The following is a 17,089-nucleotide window of genomic DNA, read 5'->3' as shown; positions in this document are numbered from 1 at the left end:
ATTTTTTTGTTACTCATCTGCAATACCCCTCTTTTGCTGACAAGGTAGAAATTTCTCGTTTTGACGATGGTTTTCTCAAAACTGAAGTTCATTGGCAGAGTATATACAGCGCATCGGTTTTACCTCTCTTTAGATCCGAGCTTTTACCAGTATGTTGCCACTACACACACTAGCAACTAAATCAATGGATTGCAATATTTTTTAATAAGAATTTCTTAACAATTCTTCACAATGTTATATTATATATGCGGTAATTTAGTAATATAAGTTTTTATTAATACAGAGTGATCCCCGTGTTGATTCTTTGATATTTGGATGGAGTAGGATTGTAAAGTGAATTAAACGCGGATGAACGCAGATAAACGCAGATAATAAAAAATAGAAATTTGATGATTGAATTGTTTGATGTTATTTTTAATCATGTACATACTAAATATACATCCTACGATTATCAATAGGATGTATGTAATGGTAATTAAACTTTAGTTGCTATTTTTAGTAGGATTCAAACCTTCTACTATCATAGTAAAAAGTTAGAAATACATTATCATCCACCAATATTCCTAAAATGATATCTAGGTTTTCTCGAAAATAGGGACTACCAGATTCATCATCATCTGATAAAATTGGTTCTTCTAAAATTTCTACAACAACAGCTGGCTGATTTTTATAAGGTATTTTCCTATTTTTGAGATATTCTTTCCATTTAACTAATTGTCCCACCTGAAAAGTCTCTTTTTTGAGGAAATTTTTACACGCTGCTTGTAGTTGCGTTATGTATTCTTCTCCATAGCTTTCTTTTTCAGTAGCAATTTCTTCTTCATCTTCTTCAAAGTGGCCAGTTTGCAGAGATTGAACTAATGCACCTATTAAATCTTGGTTGTTGTTTTGTTTTTCGCTCATACTAATTATTATTTAACTCCCTATCAAGAATAAGCTAGTTGATTAATTGTTGATTTATATTGTATTGTACCACTATTTTTAGATGATGTAATCCTAATTTTACTAGGAGTGGGAAAGCTATAATTTTTGTATTTCTTTGCTTCTAACATGACATCTTGTAAAGAAGACCTGATTTTTTTGCTTATTTTTTTCAATAACCGAGTTTGACGCAATCTAATTTCTTCTTTATTTTTTACTCCCTCTACTACATAGAATATTTCAGGAGGTGATAACTTATAACTAGCAGGTACAACATCTAATAACCACCAGTCAAATAACTCCCGTCTCCCTTGAGAACCGGGAAAAATGGCCTCACCTTCTAAGCAATCTTCTAATATTTCTAAAATTGCTTCTACTGATTGGTCATATTTAATTACTTTAATCGCATTATAAAAAACATCTAATGCTTCATTTATTTCCTGAAAATTTGCTTCTTTATGCTGCAAATAAGATTTATGAGATTTAAATATCTCAGTTATTAAATTATCAATTACATAATTATCAATCATCTTAGTATTAATTTTATTATTAATATTATTGATCAAGACAGATGAGATGAAATTGATCACCTGTTTTGGCAATAAATTATTAGGGTCATAGTATTCTAAAGTAGGTTCTACAGCTAGAATTAAGATCAGTGTCATCCAGAGAAAACGACAATAAGCCAAGTTTTCATCACTGTTAATAAGCAATAATTCTAAACCTTTTTTTAAGGCATCCTGGAGTGAGTCAGTTCCATCAGCTTCGACTTCATATAACTCTTCATAATGTTCCTGCTGAATTTGATCAAATAACAATTGAAATTCTTCAGGAGTTGTATTGAATATTTCCTGTTTATATTTCCTATTTTGAATTGATTGTATTATCATATAAGTCTCCTTTTGTTTGGATTATTTAATTAATTGGAGTATTTTTTAAGCAGTATTACCATTTTACTTTTGGCGCATCGGGGTAGTCCCAGAATACTTTTACGTTTATCTTCCTAAACTTGTCCTTGAATTGCTCTATAACATCTTCACAACTTGGGCAAGGGTGTAGCTCTGTATAAAGATATAGATACCCTTCTACATCAAGATTGTAGTTCATTTCTAGATATTTTGCAATTGCGGATAATATTTTGTATTCCGCATGAGCATCAGTGGGTTGTTGGGTGCGGGGGTGCGGTTTTGGCTCAAATTGTCCTCCTTTTGACTTTGCGATAGGTATGGGAAGTAGGGTTTTTTTGTTAGACGGCGTTCCTAAATAAAAAATTACATCACCTATTTGTACTTCAGCGACTGCCACATTACTTTTAGGGAATTTTTGCTCAAGAATGGGTTTCTTGAGAATATTATCTCTGATGTAAGTTGCTGAATTCTTTAACCTCTCCTCGATCAGATTTTCATCGTTATAGTTGAAATTATCTTCCGTATTCGTCATGTAAGTATCTTAACCTAAGCATAAGATGTTATTTCCCTGGTAACATTAATAATAAAGCAGTCATTCAGCGTACACAATAGAAATATACAAAACACCAAAAACAAAACACTAAAAACACAGGTATCAAATTATGGTACGTTTAAAAACCTGGCAATGGATCATCCTAGTCTCACCATTAGCAATTATTATTACCTTCCTCCTCATATCCGCAGGAATGCAAATTCACACTTGGGGAATAAATTGGATATGGGCAATTTTTACCCTTGTATTTGTAGGGTGGAGATGGTTGTTAGTAAAATGGACAAAACCCGCAGTTAATCAAATTGAAAATGTGTTGGCTGAAGTCAGAAAAGAATTAGAATCTAGTAGCGCAAATAATATAGATATATCCACAGGAAAAGACAAAACCCAACAAATAGAAATTGCATTACAAAAAGTTCTCAATGATGCTCAAAATGATCGTCCAATTTGGGAAGATTTGCAAACTTTTTGGCAACGATGTCAAGATTTAGTAATTGCGATCGCTCAAATTTATAACCCAGAAGTTAAATATCCACTTTTAAATATTTACATCCCCCAAGTCTATGGACTTATTCGCGGTACTGTGGATGACATGGATAAATGGATGCAGAAATTATCCCCTGTTCTTAATCAAGTTACCGTCGGACAAACTTATCAAGCTTATGAAGTTTACCGCAAATTAGAACCATCTGCACGCAAATTTATAAAAGTCTGGAATTTCGCGCAATGGTTTTTAAATCCTGTCGCTGCGGTAGCTAAAAAAGCAAGTGAAGGTGTTGGTAATCGCGCTTCTCAAGAATTATTAATTAACTTGAATCAAGTAATCAGAGAAACCGCTTTGAGAAACTTATGTCAACAAGCAATATCCCTTTATGCAGAGACAAAAATTGAATTACCCACACCCAAATTACCAGAAACAAAAACCCAAACTCTACGGGATCTAATCACCCAAGCAGAACCACCAGAAAAGGTAGAACAAAAGCCAGTTAACATTCTTATTGTCGGCAGAAATGGCGCAGGTAAAAGCAGTTTAATTAATACACTTTTTCAAAGTGAACTAGCAGAAGTTGACGTTTTACCTAGCACCGATGAAATTAAAACCTATCATTGGCAAACAGAAAGCGGTGAAATTCTCAACCTTTGTGATACACCCGGTTATGAACAAGTAAAACGGGATGATTTGCGGGATTTAGTGATTGATTATGCCACAAAAGCCGATTTATTATTATTAGTAACTCCGGCACTTGATCCCGCTTTACAAATGGATGTAGACTTTCTCCAAGACATTAAAAAAGAAGTCGCAGATTTACTCATTATTACCATTGTCACCCAAGTAGATAAATTGCGTCCGATCCGTGAATGGCAACCTCCTTATAATTGGCAAATGGGAAATAAACCAAAAGAAATTTCTATCAGAGAAGCGACAGAATATAGAAATGAACTTTTAGGAAGTTTCTCTAATTTAGTTGTACCCATAGTTACCAATGATGTAAAAATAGGTCGTAATGCTTGGAATATAGACGAATTATCTTTAGGATTATTATCAGCAATAGATCCTGCTAAACAATTACGTCTCTCTCGTTTTTTACGCAACTTAGAAACTCGCATTACCGAAGCAGCGAAAATTATTGATAATTACACATTTCAAATGGCAACTACTCAAGGACTTACGGCACTTTTAAAAAGTCCAGTTTTGCAATTTATTTCTACCTTATCAACAGGTTCACCAACCCTTGCTTATCTGTTAGCAGAAAAAATTCCCGTCGAACAATTACCCATAGTTATTGGTAAATTGCAGATAGCTTATGAACTGTTTCCACTATTAAATACAGATAGGGAAAAATCACGCAATTTTGATTTATTATCTCTTTGGCCTTTGTTGTTAGAAAATTCTGGAAACCCAGATACTAATGCTTGGGCATTTGGTCATGCTTTAATAGAATATTGGACTCAGAATTTAACCATTGAACAAATGCAGGAAAGATTTAATTATTATATCAGGAGTCAGGAGTAAGCTTTTATCTCGTTTTATCTCGTTCCCAGTCTCTGACTGGGAATGCCATCATAGAGTCTCTGACTCTAATTTAATACAATAAGCAATTCACTGTGACATTACTAATAAATGCTTACAATAAAATTAATAACTGCTCTCTTTTTCACTGTTAAAGAAAGCAGTTTTTCCCAAGTACCAAAATCGCCAAAATTAATAATCTAATCATCTTCCAGTTCAAGCTGTGCCACTGTCACTGCATTAAACGCGAAAGCAAAAACCAAAGGCATTGGAGATTTGAAAACAAAGGTATAAATCACAGATAAAATGGTAATAAATACCGCCATTATTGACCAAAATAACTCATCATTTGTTAAACCATGTTGTTCTTTAATCACTCTCAAAACATGAAGCGGAATTGGTTCTGGCATAACTCCCCCAGGAGGAAATGCCCAATAGTTACCACGACGTTCCATAAATAAATCTGTCCAGCCGTTTTCTATGCACCAAGCTTCGATCCATTCGATAGAGTAATGATTGATCATGAACATACAAATTCCACTTTTCAGTTTGAGTCGTCAATGAATATAGATTGAACAGAGATTCCTAACCAGCTAACAGATTGCTATAGAATTAACCCTAATTCCATAATAGTTAAATTAATCGAAAATTTGAGTGCAGCAGTTAATGTTGCTGCTCTTAGTCAACAGACTAGCAGGGAACAGAGATGGTTGGCAACAAAAGATAATAAACTTTACTTGAATTAATGAATATCAATAAATGTAAATTAAAAGATGAGTATTAGCTAACTTCTTCAGGAATAATTGATTTATCAAACTTTGGATAGAATTTAAAGCATCTTTCCCAGAAGACAAGAAAATCACATGAAAAAATATTAAGCAAAACCTATATCCTTCTCAAGAGAATGAGGTAAACTGAAATACATAAAATATTACAATTGGTTAAGAAATGATGTATTTGCGAAAAGGTTTAGCATTGCTTTTAGCGGTTATGATCTGGTGTGTGGCATTTCCAGCACTGGCAGTAGACTGGACTCATCCCTTATCATTTAGTAATGCAGAGTTGGGAAGACATGACTTTTCAGGACAAAATTTACAAGCTGCGGAGTTTTCTAACGCTAACTTAGAAATGGCTAACTTTGCTGGTGCTGACTTGCGGGGTGCAGTTTTGAGTGCTTCGGTGATGACACAAGCAAATTTACATGGAGCAGATTTAACCAATGCGATGGTTAATGAAGTAAAATTAAATGGGGCTGATTTAAGTGATGCCGTTTTGTTAGAAGCTATTTTGCTGCGTTCTGTTTTTACTGATGTTAACATCGAAGGTGCGGACTTTAGTGATGCAATTTTAGATAGAGCGCAAATTAAAGAGCTATGTCAAAAAGCTAATGGTGTCAATTCTAAAACAGGTGTTAATACTCGTGAGTCTTTGGGATGTCGATAAAGCGTATTGGTATAATTGGTGGTGGACAACTGGCCTGGATGATGGGGGATGGATCGAAAAAACTAGGATTAGAATTAATAGTACAAACTCCTAGCAAAAATGATCCCGCTGTATCTATTGCGAAGGATGCCATTTTTGCCGCAGTTGATGATGCAGCAGCAACGGCAATTTTAGCTACAAAATGCGATGTCATCACCTTTGAAAATGAATTTGTTAACTTAGATGCTTTATCTTTGTTAGAGAATAAAGGTGTTTGTTTCCGTCCCAGGTTAGCAGCTTTATCTCCTTTATTAGATAAATATCATCAACGATGCTATTTTCGGGATTTAGGTTTACCAGTTCCCCATTTTTTCGCTATTGAAAAATCAGAAATTTCTGAAAATATAGCTTCAAATATAGCTTCAAAAATAGAATATTTAGGGTTTCCTGTCGTTCTCAAAGCCAGACGACATGGTTATGATGGACAGGGGACTTTTATTATCCATGATTTGGCTACTTTGTCAAAAGTAGTTAATGCAAGTAATACACAATTCTTAGTAGAAGCTTTTGTCCCTTTTACCAAAGAATTAGCTATAATTGCAGCGCGTTCTGTGACTGGGGAAATAGTCACTTATCCAGTGGTGGAAACCCAACAAGAACAACAAGTTTGTCGTCGAGTTATTGCACCAGCGGATATTACTCCCGAACAAGCAGCAGAAATTAATGCGATCGCTCATACAATATTAAATAGCTTAGATGTAGTCGGCGTTTTTGGCATTGAGTTATTTATCACCGCTGATGGTAAAATACTCATTAACGAAATTGCACCCAGAACTCATAACTCTGGACATTTTTCCCTAGATGCTTGTACAACTTCCCAGTTTGAACAACACCTGAGAGCAGTTGCTGGGTTATCTTTGACGGATACAAGTTTACATTGTTCTGCTGCCGTGATGGTCAACCTGCTAGGGTATGAAAACTCACAAAATGATTATTCACAAAAGCGTCAAAAACTAGCAGATATTCCCCATGCTTACCTGCACTGGTACGGTAAAAGCGAATCTCGTCCCGGTCGCAAACTCGGACATATCACAGTATTATTAGAACAGCAAAACCGAGATGCTATGGAGTCTATCATCCAAACCATAGAATCTATATGGTATCCTGGTTAGGTGACAGGTGACAGGGAAGATGGTTGAAAAATGACTGACAACTGAATCACAAAAAAATTTTCACCCCCCTCTACACAAATCGGTTTTCACAGTTATAATGAATTAGTTGCACTACGACGTTGGTGACTGCCCTCAAGTTTTTTGATCTATGTCTTTAACGAAAAGGGAACCAATTCGTTCTTGTGGCAGTAAACCGAGCTTGTACTCGGAAACTTTAAACAAGCAACACCCGTTCCCACCTGGTTTACCCAGGTCATAAACTTAGGTAAAACGGCGTTGTGGTGAACTCAAAAAGTTTTTAAAAACTAAAAACATTTCAGATCCCCGACTTCTTGAATAAGTTGGGGATATTATTATTTATTATTATTATAACGGGCAAGATGCCCGTGCCACAAGATTTTGACTACAAGATTTTGACTACAAGATTTTTACCACAAGATTTTTATTTTACTCATCTACTGGGTTTTTTCTTTCTGCTATTCTCAATTTAGCAGAACGAGAACGCGGGTTATTTTTTATTTCCTCTTCTGTTGCAATAATCGGTTTTTTTGTCAATATTCTCAATAACTCCGAGTTTCTTAAACCATGTTTGACTATTCTATCCTCTAAACTGTGAAAACTGATAATAGCAATTTTTCCCCCAGTAACTAAACTTTGAGGTGCTTTTTCTATCAAAGTTTCCAATACTTTTAACTCATCATTAACCGCAATTCTTAAAGATTGAAAAACGCGAGTTGCAGGGTGTATTCTTCCATGACGATATTTAGGAGGAACAGAATAGAATATCTCATTTGCTAATTCTGTGGTAGTTTGAAAAGGACGCTTTTCTATAATTCTTCTAGCTATTTTCCGAGAAAGTCTTTCCTCACCATATTTAAAGAAAATATCCGCTAATTCTTGTTCATCCCATTCATTAATTATATCAGCAGCACTTAAAGATTGTTGCTGATTCATTCGCATATCTAAATTAGCAGTATTTCTAAAACTAAAACCTCTTTCTGGGTTATCTAAATGATATGAACTCACCCCCAAATCTGCTAAAATGCCATCATAAGTATTTGCAGGAAATTGAAAATTAGCAAAATTGCGATGAATAAAATTCACCCTATTTCCAAACTCTGTTAAATTTTCTTGTGCTGCTTTTAAAGCATCTAAATCTTGATCAACTGCTGTAATTTTTGTATTTTCAGCACTTTCTAATATTAACCGACTATGGCCACCACCACCAACTGTTAAATCTAAATAATAGCCATTTGGTTGAATATTTAAACCTGTAATTACTTCCTGACTGAGAACAGGAATATGGGAGAAAGTAAATTCATCTAAATCTAGGGGAGTTTGTAAATCTGATTGCATCATTATTTGTGAGTCATACTATTAATTTAAAAATCGTAAATATTTATCCATCTTCTTCATAGGGATCATCAATGGGAGGATGCCAACCTGCTTGTAACCAAAGCTGACGAGAATTAATGATAAATCCATCATCATGATTTTGATCATTAAAATCAAATTTATCACAAGTTGCACGACCTATGGGAGTTTGACCAATAATATTTAACCCATTTTTTGTCCAAGCGAAATGATCAGACCAATTTTGATTTCTAGGATTAAATAATGGTAATTCTACTTGTGTTTCTGGATCAATAGCAGTTGTAAAATTATACCGTCTTTGGTTACAACGATGACAAGCCAAAGCTAGATTTTCAATATCATCTGATCCTCCAAGAGATTGAGGAATAATATGATCAATGGTAAATGGTGTTGCATTTGATCTTTCTGGTGAGTGACAATATTCACACAAATATTTTGCCCTTTTGCGGACATTGAGACGAACAAAATTTTTAATAACCACAATTAAGAAGCCAGTTTAGCGTTAATATAACTAAAAATCCTTTCTAATTCTAATAAACCAGCTAACTCGGCTTTTTCATCAGAATTTAGCAAATTTTCTTTATTCTTTTCTAAAAGTTCTTCTAAACGAACTTGTAAATCTTCTGTAAAAGAAAAAGGACGAAATTGATCTGCAAGATTCAGGTTTATTCCATTGGGTAGCCAAGATGAAGGCTGTTTCATTAATTCTTTCATAAATATCTACTGAATTTACTATTGATTCAAATACTAGATTTCTTCAAGAAGTCCGATATCTATATTATATCATTCTAACGGCAAACCCCCATAACCTACAATAATTTTATCAATATCTCTCATAATATTTATAGTTAGTAGGGTGCGTTAGTGATAACGTAACGCACCATCTTTAGTGATAAAAATTCTATGAAGAAACTCATCAGGGTGTATCACACCCTGATTTATTCATCCAATGTCTATTTATTATTTTGCTTTGTAATTGCTTGTTTTACAGCCTCGATATCTAACTCAAGTATACGCGCAATTTGTTCTACAGTTAGTCCCTCATTTAACAGTCTAGGAATGGTTTTTAACTTCGTTTCCAACTCTACTTTTAACTTCGTGTGTTCCTCAATTTCTTGATAAAATCGGGTTTTTTGCCATTCTGTTAATCCAAGCATTGCTTCTAACTCCTGACGGCTATAGGATGAGAATTTGTAAACTAACATTCTTTCTACTAATTCTAAAAGATTTCGACTCTTGTCCGCATCTGCTTTATTCACTTGGTTGATCAAAGTTTTTGCTTGTTGAATAGCTTCCTCTTCAGGAGAAACTACTAATTTAATAATTCCTAAACCTATTGAAGATGATGTATCAACTATTTCATCTAGATAAATCACATGGATTAGCCCAGCAGTGAGTAAACTTTGATATGCTAAAGGTATTCCAGGATCAAGATCCCGATTTGCCCATAATACAACCGCTTGCCATGTTCTTTGAGGTTTATATTGGTTTAAGTACAGAAATGCTTCTGTAATTAATCGCCAGTATAAATTATCATCATTTTGGAATTGTACTTCTACAAAATAAATCGGATCTTGTAGGTATTCTGGTTTGGGTAAAAATAACCCATCTATTCTTCGGGCTAATTCTTTGATTTCCACAGAGGAAAATTCGTAGTGTAAAGCCAATGTTGGTGACTTTTCTAGTAGTTCAAATAAAACACTAGGGAGATTTTGCAGTAGTGTGTAAAATATCGTGTCTGTTTTCATATCTTGTTGTTATATTAATCCTTATTCTAACGGAAAACCCCCATATCCAGTAATAATTTTATCAACATTTCCCATAATATTAATTGTCTCCGATATGATAGAAATAATATTTTGATAATGCGTCAAATCATCAAAATTTAACTCTCTTCCTTTCCTATCTTTTAACCACTTTTGACAAACTTGATAACCACCTATATAAAAATTCCAGATTTGCGGAGGAACTTGATCAAAATACTGTTCAGAGTTGATCCAAATTTGTTGATTATTTTCATTATATTTGACCTGTTCCACAATATTAGAACCCGCAATAGGATAAGTTGAAATTTCTGTTCCTGTGATTTTCATTAAATGTAATTGTACTAATTTATCACCTTTTGCTACCAACTGCCAAAAAAGCGCAGAATTAGAAGTTAGAGGAAGACGGGGAAAATCAATCTTTAAAAATTCAGCATAGCGTTGACGGTAAGTAGGAGAATGGAAAACAGCGTAAATGTAATTAAAAATATCCTCTGGTCCAAAGGTTTGTTTTTGATTCCCTTTTCCATCAACAATAAATTCTAAACTTAATTTTTGGGAAAATTCAGTAATAAACTCTGGGGATAAATTCGGTCTCCGTCCTCCTGGTGTGTTAGTTGGTGTAGCATCAATTAGAGTTCCTTTATCTATTGGGTAAAGATAGAGAGGGAAAATATTAACTCCACCTCTTCTAAAAATATTAGCGTCCATCGGTTGATCTGCAATTGATATTAATGACCACATAGGATCATTAACAGCTATTCCCTGACGACCTAAACCTAAACACAAATTATCTTTTCTAAAAACATGATCGATTAATTCTCTTCTAGGATAGTCCATTGTCACATAACTAAAATAACAATAACGCCAATCAAAAGGACGGTACAAACAGCTAATTATCTTGTCTTTCCATTGATTATCCGAACGAATTAATTTACGAGCTTTATCTAATTGCCAATCTCGATTATCTTTGATATTATATTTGTTAGCAAAATCTTGATTATATAAATTATCTTCTCTCATTTCTCTAACTTTTTGAGTAATGCTTTCTTCATGATAATCAATAGCAAAATGATCTCTATGGGTTTGAAAACCTAAAACATTAACGCTCATTATTTCGTTAATTTTCCAGGCTTTATCATATTCCATCCTTAAATCATTATTTTGAGTCTTAAATAAATAAAATGGTGTATTTGGTTCTAACTTTTCCCAATGAGTAGATTGTAAATCATTTTCAGCTAACCAATGATACTTACCACCAACTAATTGTTTATTTTCATAAACTTCTCTAGAACCCCATAAATCAGCATGATAAACCTTTGCTAATTCTTTTTGACTATTTTTTTCTTTAGTTTGATATTTAATAAAAATTCCAATCGCTACACCTTGCTGAATATCAAAAACATTTTTATCCGGTGAACCATCAGGACAAACTTCTTTTTTCTTACTATTACCATGTAAATCTAAAACATAAATTTCATCAAAAGTTTTCATCAAACTTTGACGCATACCTCTAAAAGTGGGATTATCTAAATATCCATGATTAGTAATAAAAGCTAAAACCCCATAACCTGTTTGTTCAATTCTCCACTGACCAAAACGAATAAATTTCACATAATCATCATTTAACCATTTAGGATTTCTCTCACCTAAAGATTTTCCATCTACTTCAAAATAACTATCTGTGCTACTATTATAAATAGTATCCTTACCATTTAAAAGATTTTTAATCCAATCACCTGTATTCACAGAATGTCCAGAATAGGGAGGATTACCAATAATTACCATAACTGGACTTTCTTGTTTAATTTCCTTTGCTGCTTCTGCTTCTTCTTTAATGCGAGAACCAAAACTAATAATCTGATCTTCTAGTTGAAAAGACTCTTGTAAAGTATTAGTTAAATAAATCCTTAACCGTTCATCGGAACTAAAATCATAACCTAATTCTCGCAATTGTAAACCTAATTTAATATGTGCTACAGTATAGGGAGAAATTAATAATTCAAACCCAAATAACCGGGGTAATAAATGCTCACTCACATAACTAGACCACATCCCTTTTTTAGATTTAAAACTATCATAAATATAATCAACAATACTATACATAAAAGTTCCTGTACCCACAGCAGGATCGAGAATTAAAACTTGATGAGTTTCCACAGTTCCCTCACCTTGAGGATTAGGAATTTTAATTTTTTTATAATCAGCTAAACCCTTACTAATATTAAACTTATTTTTTAGCACATAATCCACACTTTTAATGATATAATTAACCACAGGTTCAGGAGTATAATAAACCCCTCTTGACTCCCGCATTTTTGAATCATATTCCGCCAAAAAAGTCTCATAAAAATGAACAACAGGATCTTCCATACGGGTACGTTTACCAAAATCTTTAAGAATTTCCGCCATGTCTGTTTGTTGCAGAATATTCGCTAAAGTATCAACCGCCCAAGTAATTCGCTCATCTAAATCAGGACCCGCAATTTGTCCAAAAATACTTCTTAAAAAAGGATTAGTTTTTGGTAACTTAAAAGCTGCCGTTTCCCGTGAAAAAGTCTGCACATTATCAGTATTACATCTAGCTGCAAACAAACCATAACAAATAGTTTGAGCATACATATCCGCAAATTGTTCACCAGTTAAACCCTTAATTAACACCCGTTCAAAAGATTCTAACTGTTGACGTAACATACCCCCCTGATCAACATCATTTAACGCCGTTTTAATCGCATCCCTAATTAATTGAGCTAAACCAGCCATCCGTTTAGCTAAATCCTTGGGTGTAGTAACTTGGGGAACTTTAGTTAATAGAAACTGCCGGAAAAGTTGCTCAAATTCCTGTATTCCTGATTTATCAACTTTGATTTTTTTCTGTTTATCAATAGTTCCCAAAGAAGCAGATAACTTTAACTCACCTTGGACATACCAACGAAACTCCAAATAATCAGTTAAAATCAAATTACCCAAAGCATCAAAATAACGAAGCATTTGAGCAGTTTTTTCCACCTTCTTGAGAGAAACACCAATATCCTTAGCCTCAATATACCCAACTTCCAAAACACCATTTTTTACCACAAAATCAGGCGCACCGCAAGCAATTCTTTTCGGTTCATTAATAGCTTGAATCCCCGAATCCAAAGACTCAATTAACTTCTTCAAAGCAGGACGATAACTATGCTCAGTAGCATTTTGACTTTGATAAACTTGACTAACTTCTTGAATATAAACCTGTAAATAATTCATAATAAAAACTCTTGCTTCTCTTACTTTGCGCCTTTGCGTCTTTGCGTGAGCCATAAAAATTAATTAGCCCAACCATAAAATAAATATATCTAAAAACCAGCAAAACTACCCAAACCTTAACAAAACTTAGATGCAAACAACACCACCCGTCAAAAATTCCCCCCACCCCACAACCAAAGAGAAAATAAAAAAACCAGACTCACAATTCCTTAAATCACCAGATCCCTATAATAATTGAAGAAGCTAGACAAAATAAAACATCAAGTACAACTCCAAACCTGCTATCCTGACAAGCTGAAAATTAGCAGATGCGGTAAATCGTATCTTGTTAGCATCTTGGCGGTTCAATACAAACTGTTGACAACGGGAGAACACCAAATCTATGAGTAGAATAGAAACCCGCACTGAACCAATGGTGCTAAACATGGGTCCTCACCACCCTTCAATGCACGGGGTTCTGAGATTAATTATGACCTTAGACGGTGAAGATGTCGTTGACTGCGAACCAGTCATTGGTTATCTACACCGGGGGATGGAAAAAATCGCCGAAAACCGTTCCACCGTTATGTATGTTCCCTATGTTAGCCGTTGGGACTACGCTGCGGGGATGTTTAACGAAGCGGTGACAGTCAATGCACCAGAAAAATTAGCAGGTATTACAGTTCCCAAACGCGCTAGTTACATCCGTGTAATTATGCTGGAACTAAACCGCATCGCTAACCACTTATTATGGTTTGGTCCCTTCCTTGCGGACGTAGGCGCTCAAACTCCCTTCTTCTACCAGTTCCGGGAACGGGAAATGATTTATGATCTGTGGGAAGCTGCTACAGGTTATCGCATGGTAAATAATAACTATTTCCGTGTCGGTGGTGTAGCTGTTGACTTACCCTATGGTTGGGTAGATAAGTGTGAAGATTTCTGTGATTACTTTTTACCCAAGGTAGATGAGTATGAACGCTTAGTTACCAATAACCCTATTTTCCGCCGTCGTATCGAAGGTATTGGGACTATTACCCGTGAAGAAGCGATTAACTGGGGTCTTTCTGGTCCAATGTTACGCGGTTCTGGGGTGAAATGGGACTTGCGGAAAGTTGACCATTACGAATGTTACGACGATTTCGACTGGGATGTACAGTGGGAAACCGCAGGTGATTGTCTCGCTCGTTACATGGTGCGGATGCGGGAAATGCGTGAATCTGTGAAAATCATCAGACAAGCTATCAAAGGTTTACCCGGTGGTCCCTATGAAAACCTGGAAGCTAAACGGATGATGGCTGGACCAAAATCAGAATGGGATGCGTTTGATTATCAGTATGTTGCCAAAAAAGTCGCTCCCACTTTCAAAATTCCCTCTGGTGAAATTTACTCCCGTGTAGAAAGCGGTAAGGGTGAACTGGGAATTTATTTAGTAGGTGATAATAATGTCTTCCCCTGGCGGTGGAAAATTCGCCCCGCAGACTTCAATAACCTGCAAATTCTCCCCTCTTTGTTACGTGGTATGAAGGTAGCAGATGTTGTGGTTATTCTCGGTAGTATTGACGTAATTATGGGTTCTGTGGATAGATAAGCTTCCCCATTACGTCATAAATAGTTTGATATTTATTTTATATATAGAGATGTGTTTTATTGCATCTCTATATTTTTATTTTTTTATCTCTAAATATTAAGAAATTTAAATTTTTACAAAAAATTATAACTGAAAATTGAGAAAAATTAAAAAAATGATTTTTTATCAATAAATTTTTATTTTTGTTCAAAAATATTTTTTAATTTTAATGTTTTGTAAAAAATATCTAAATAGAAGAATTTATAATTATAAAAATTCTTGAATTTGTAAATTAATTATTTTCTCTCAACTCGCTGATAAGCTACTATATAAATCAACACAATTTTTATGTAGTTTTTACCTGAAACCTGTGCATATACATTCTCAAGCTCGATGCGAAAGTATTCAGAATCAACATCAGCACCAACAACATATTGAAAAGGGGTTACACACTCTACTTGATCGTCTGATAAAAAAGATCAATCGAGATAATTTAATCCGCAAAACCGTAAATCAAATTAGAGAAGCATTACAGGTTGACCGCGTAGTTATTTATTATTTCTACGAGCAATGGCACGGTCAAGTAACTTTTGAATCTTTAAGTTCAAAAAAATTATCAATTTTAGGTTCAAAGGGAGCAGATAATTGCTTTAATGATGAATATGCGACTTTGTATTTAGATGGAAGAATAAGAGCGATCGCTGATATTGAATTAGAACCTATCCATCCTTGTCATCAAGATTTTCTGCGTAGTATCCAAGTACGTGCTAACTTAGTTGTACCAATTGTCATTTCCAGAGGTTTATGGGGTCTGCTGGTAGCTCATCACTGTCATAATGCTCGTGTATGGTCAAAAACAGATATAGAAATTATGCAAAAAGGGGCGCAAACTTTAGCAACAAACTCTAAGATTTTAGAGAGTTAAAGAAAGTTAAATTGTTGATATTTTATGGATTTCAACCCTGCACTGTATCAAGCTATAGCCTGTTCTATTACTGCTAGTCCCCAAAAACGCATTACCTTTGCTGAATATATGGATCTGGTGTTATATCACCCAGAACAAGGCTATTATTCCAGTCATGCAGTAAACATAGGTTTTCAAGGTGGTGATTTTTTTACTTCATCGAGTTTATGTGATGATTTTGGTGAATTACTGGCTATTCAATTTTACCAAATGTGGGAAAATTTAGATAGACCACAATCTTTTTATCTGGTAGAAATGGGAGCAGGAATAGGTCTTTTAGCTTCCCAAATTCTCAATTATCTAAAAATTAATTATTCAGACTTTTTTGATGTCATAGAATATATTATTATTGAGAAATCACCCAGTTTAAGACAGGAACAACAACGAAAATTACAGGAATTTTCTGTGCGCTGGTTAAACTTAGAAGAAATCACACCTAACTCAATCATAGGTTGCTTTTTTTCTAATGAATTAATTGATGCTTTCCCAGTGCATCAGTTTATTTTACAGGATGGGAAATTACAGGAAATTTATGTCACTACTTCCCAGAAACCAAAAGGAGAGGAGTTAGGGGAGAGGTCAAATATTGAATTTATCGAAGTGGTTGGGGAAGCATCCACACCGCAGTTAGCAGAATATTTAGAGTTAGTGGGGATTGATATCAGCCAAAATGCTTATGAAGAAGGTTATCGCAGTGAAATTAATTTAGCAGCTTTGGATTGGTTGGGTATAGTGGCTGACTGCTTGCAGCGAGGGTTTGTGCTAACAATTGATTATGGCTACCCTGCAAGTCGTTATTATCATCCCAGGCGATCGCAAGGTACTCTACAGTGCTACTACCAACATCGACATCATAATAACCCATACATCAACATTGGAAAACAAGATATCACCGCCCATGTTGACTTTACAGCTTTAGAAAAATGGGGAAAAAGATGCGGTTTAAATCAAGTGGGTTGGACACAACAAGGTTTATTTTTGATGGCCTTGGGTTTAGGAGAAAGAATAGCCGCCCTTTCCTATCAACAACAATCCATATCACAACTACTCAAACGCCGGGAAGCACTACACCAACTGATAGATCCAACGGGAATAGGTAACTTTGGGGTTCTCGTGCAAAGCAAGGGACTGACAGAAGCACAAAGCCAGCGATCGCTCAAGGGATTAACCATACCAGAGTAGAGGGCATTGGGCATTGGGCTATTAATC

General features: G+C 34.8%; 15 protein-coding genes and 1 other RNA gene. 7 read left to right on the top strand and 9 right to left on the bottom strand.

Annotation, left to right across the window (positions count from 1 at the left end; all coding sequences use genetic code 11):
• Positions 1–495 precede the first annotated feature (495 nt).
• The 3 genes from IQ237_RS20400 to IQ237_RS20390 are packed head-to-tail and all read right to left on the bottom strand — an operon-like array spanning position 496 to position 2,361.
• Positions 496–903: a hypothetical protein gene (locus IQ237_RS20400; RefSeq protein WP_194058502.1), complete on the bottom strand. Its 408-nt coding sequence runs from the start codon at positions 901–903 to the stop codon at positions 496–498.
• A gap of 23 nt (positions 904–926) precedes the next feature.
• A complete protein-coding gene (locus IQ237_RS20395; protein ID WP_194058500.1) occupies positions 927–1,811 on the bottom strand; it encodes a hypothetical protein in 885 nt (294 codons plus the stop codon).
• Between the two features lie 55 nt (positions 1,812–1,866).
• The gene (locus tag IQ237_RS20390; protein WP_194058498.1) at positions 1,867–2,361 is read right to left on the bottom strand and encodes a deaminase domain-containing protein; all 495 of its coding nucleotides are present in this window, start codon (positions 2,359–2,361) and stop codon (positions 1,867–1,869) included.
• Between the two features lie 130 nt (positions 2,362–2,491).
• On the opposite strand from IQ237_RS20390, the gene IQ237_RS20385 reads away from it, so the two are divergent.
• Positions 2,492–4,396 (top strand): GTPase family protein, encoded by a 1,905-nt coding sequence (locus IQ237_RS20385; protein WP_194058496.1) that lies wholly within the window; start codon positions 2,492–2,494, stop codon positions 4,394–4,396.
• Between the two features lie 197 nt (positions 4,397–4,593).
• Here IQ237_RS20385 and IQ237_RS20380 read toward each other — a convergent pair whose 3' ends face one another.
• Complete coding sequence (locus IQ237_RS20380; protein WP_194058494.1) at positions 4,594–4,917, bottom strand: hypothetical protein; 324 nt, start codon at positions 4,915–4,917, stop codon at positions 4,594–4,596.
• A gap of 427 nt (positions 4,918–5,344) precedes the next feature.
• On the opposite strand from IQ237_RS20380, the gene IQ237_RS20375 reads away from it, so the two are divergent.
• The 3 genes from IQ237_RS20375 (at position 5,345) to ssrS (ending at position 7,276) form a co-directional block, all read left to right on the top strand.
• Positions 5,345–5,836, top strand: a complete 492-nt coding sequence (locus IQ237_RS20375) for a pentapeptide repeat-containing protein (RefSeq protein ID WP_194058558.1) — start codon at positions 5,345–5,347, stop codon at positions 5,834–5,836.
• Entirely contained in the window at positions 5,833–6,987 is a 1,155-nt protein-coding gene (locus tag IQ237_RS20370) for a 5-(carboxyamino)imidazole ribonucleotide synthase (protein ID WP_194058556.1), read from the top strand. The genes IQ237_RS20375 and IQ237_RS20370 overlap by 4 nt, the downstream gene beginning before the upstream one ends.
• Positions 6,988–7,092: 105 nt before the next feature.
• A non-coding RNA gene (gene ssrS / locus IQ237_RS20365) (6S RNA) lies at positions 7,093–7,276 on the top strand.
• 158 nt (positions 7,277–7,434) lie between these two features.
• Here the strand turns inward: ssrS and rsmH are convergent.
• The 5 genes from rsmH to IQ237_RS20340 form a co-directional block, all read right to left on the bottom strand.
• The gene (gene rsmH, locus IQ237_RS20360) at positions 7,435–8,343 is read right to left on the bottom strand and encodes a 16S rRNA (cytosine(1402)-N(4))-methyltransferase RsmH (protein ID WP_194058554.1); all 909 of its coding nucleotides are present in this window, start codon (positions 8,341–8,343) and stop codon (positions 7,435–7,437) included.
• Between the two features lie 43 nt (positions 8,344–8,386).
• On the bottom strand, positions 8,387–8,842 hold the full coding sequence (locus IQ237_RS20355; protein WP_194058492.1) for an HNH endonuclease: 456 nt from the start codon (positions 8,840–8,842) through the stop codon (positions 8,387–8,389).
• A gap of 2 nt (positions 8,843–8,844) precedes the next feature.
• Positions 8,845–9,075, bottom strand: a complete 231-nt coding sequence (locus tag IQ237_RS20350) for a hypothetical protein (protein ID WP_194058490.1) — start codon at positions 9,073–9,075, stop codon at positions 8,845–8,847.
• A gap of 239 nt (positions 9,076–9,314) precedes the next feature.
• Positions 9,315–10,109, bottom strand: coding sequence for an Rpn family recombination-promoting nuclease/putative transposase (locus IQ237_RS20345; protein ID WP_194058488.1), 795 nt, complete (start codon positions 10,107–10,109; stop codon positions 9,315–9,317).
• A gap of 21 nt (positions 10,110–10,130) precedes the next feature.
• A complete protein-coding gene (locus tag IQ237_RS20340; protein WP_228020532.1) occupies positions 10,131–13,424 on the bottom strand; it encodes a type ISP restriction/modification enzyme in 3,294 nt (1,097 codons plus the stop codon).
• Positions 13,425–13,752: 328 nt separating this feature from the next.
• Between IQ237_RS20340 and IQ237_RS20335 the strand changes: the two genes are divergently transcribed.
• The 3 genes from IQ237_RS20335 to IQ237_RS20325 all read left to right on the top strand — a co-directional run bounded on the left by IQ237_RS20335 (position 13,753) and on the right by IQ237_RS20325 (position 17,062).
• The gene (locus IQ237_RS20335) at positions 13,753–14,937 is read left to right on the top strand and encodes an NAD(P)H-quinone oxidoreductase subunit H (protein WP_194058486.1); all 1,185 of its coding nucleotides are present in this window, start codon (positions 13,753–13,755) and stop codon (positions 14,935–14,937) included.
• Positions 14,938–15,286: 349 nt separating this feature from the next.
• Positions 15,287–15,841, top strand: coding sequence for a GAF domain-containing protein (locus tag IQ237_RS20330; RefSeq protein ID WP_375539914.1), 555 nt, complete (start codon positions 15,287–15,289; stop codon positions 15,839–15,841).
• 24 nt (positions 15,842–15,865) lie between these two features.
• Positions 15,866–17,062: a class I SAM-dependent methyltransferase gene (locus IQ237_RS20325; RefSeq protein ID WP_194058484.1), complete on the top strand. Its 1,197-nt coding sequence runs from the start codon at positions 15,866–15,868 to the stop codon at positions 17,060–17,062.
• Positions 17,063–17,089: the final 27 nt, after the last annotated feature.

The organism is Sphaerospermopsis sp. LEGE 08334, from assembly GCF_015207205.1.
In the GTDB taxonomy this organism is placed as follows: domain Bacteria; phylum Cyanobacteriota; class Cyanobacteriia; order Cyanobacteriales; family Nostocaceae; genus Sphaerospermopsis.
Note: the sequence above shows the minus strand (reverse complement) of the source record. Positions and strands in the feature narration are given on the sequence as shown.

What these genes read in the sequence shown, in the direction of transcription:
- IQ237_RS20400 (WP_194058502.1), bottom strand. Translation starts at nt 903, where the DNA reads ATGAGCGAAAAACAAAACAACAACCAAGATTTAATAGGTGCATTAGTT.
- IQ237_RS20395 (WP_194058500.1), bottom strand. Translation starts at nt 1,811, where the DNA reads ATGATAATACAATCAATTCAAAATAGGAAATATAAACAGGAAATATTC.
- IQ237_RS20390 (WP_194058498.1), bottom strand. Translation starts at nt 2,361, where the DNA reads ATGACGAATACGGAAGATAATTTCAACTATAACGATGAAAATCTGATC.
- IQ237_RS20385 (WP_194058496.1), top strand. Translation starts at nt 2,492, where the DNA reads ATGGTACGTTTAAAAACCTGGCAATGGATCATCCTAGTCTCACCATTA.
- IQ237_RS20380 (WP_194058494.1), bottom strand. Translation starts at nt 4,917, where the DNA reads ATGATCAATCATTACTCTATCGAATGGATCGAAGCTTGGTGCATAGAA.
- IQ237_RS20375 (WP_194058558.1), top strand. Translation starts at nt 5,345, where the DNA reads ATGTATTTGCGAAAAGGTTTAGCATTGCTTTTAGCGGTTATGATCTGG.
- rsmH (WP_194058554.1), bottom strand. Translation starts at nt 8,343, where the DNA reads ATGCAATCAGATTTACAAACTCCCCTAGATTTAGATGAATTTACTTTC.
- IQ237_RS20350 (WP_194058490.1), bottom strand. Translation starts at nt 9,075, where the DNA reads ATGAAAGAATTAATGAAACAGCCTTCATCTTGGCTACCCAATGGAATA.
- IQ237_RS20345 (WP_194058488.1), bottom strand. Translation starts at nt 10,109, where the DNA reads ATGAAAACAGACACGATATTTTACACACTACTGCAAAATCTCCCTAGT.
- IQ237_RS20340 (WP_228020532.1), bottom strand. Translation starts at nt 13,424, where the DNA reads ATGGCTCACGCAAAGACGCAAAGGCGCAAAGTAAGAGAAGCAAGAGTT.
- IQ237_RS20335 (WP_194058486.1), top strand. Translation starts at nt 13,753, where the DNA reads ATGAGTAGAATAGAAACCCGCACTGAACCAATGGTGCTAAACATGGGT.
- IQ237_RS20325 (WP_194058484.1), top strand. Translation starts at nt 15,866, where the DNA reads ATGGATTTCAACCCTGCACTGTATCAAGCTATAGCCTGTTCTATTACT.